The organism is Pseudoalteromonas sp. S1608 (assembly GCF_005887265.1).
GTDB lineage: Bacteria > Pseudomonadota > Gammaproteobacteria > Enterobacterales > Alteromonadaceae > Pseudoalteromonas > Pseudoalteromonas undina.
Window position 1 is genome coordinate 1 of record NZ_PNDK01000121.1, and the last position, 328, is coordinate 328.

Genomic DNA, 328 nt, shown 5'->3' on the forward strand with positions numbered 1-328 from the left:
GAAAGGCTCATACTCCTGCACTCGCTAATGTTTACAGAAGCGGTTTTTCCCGCAGAGATGCCGCCAACATTTTTATGCGGTACTGAAACGGTCCGCTGATTACCCTCTGGGCCTACAGGCAGTTGTACCCCTGGAATATCAAGTGGCAGCATACTTTCAAAGTTAAGCGCAAATGTGAGATCTGGTATATCGGCTCGGTCAGTGTCAATGTGGATGCTATAAGTAGGATCAGGGTCCAATGCAAAGTAATTTGGGCCACCATAAGGATCTTGTAAAGGAATGTAGTTTGCGATGAGGGTTACGTAATCGCCGCGGCCTTGCTCATAAC

1 protein-coding gene is annotated in these 328 nt (G+C 47.6%); it reads right to left on the reverse strand.

Annotated features, from left to right (window positions below; genetic code table 11):
• Nucleotides 1-328, reverse strand: a 328-nt coding sequence (locus tag CWB75_RS18945; protein WP_138571435.1) for a DUF4331 family protein, incomplete at both ends; no start/stop codon positions are given.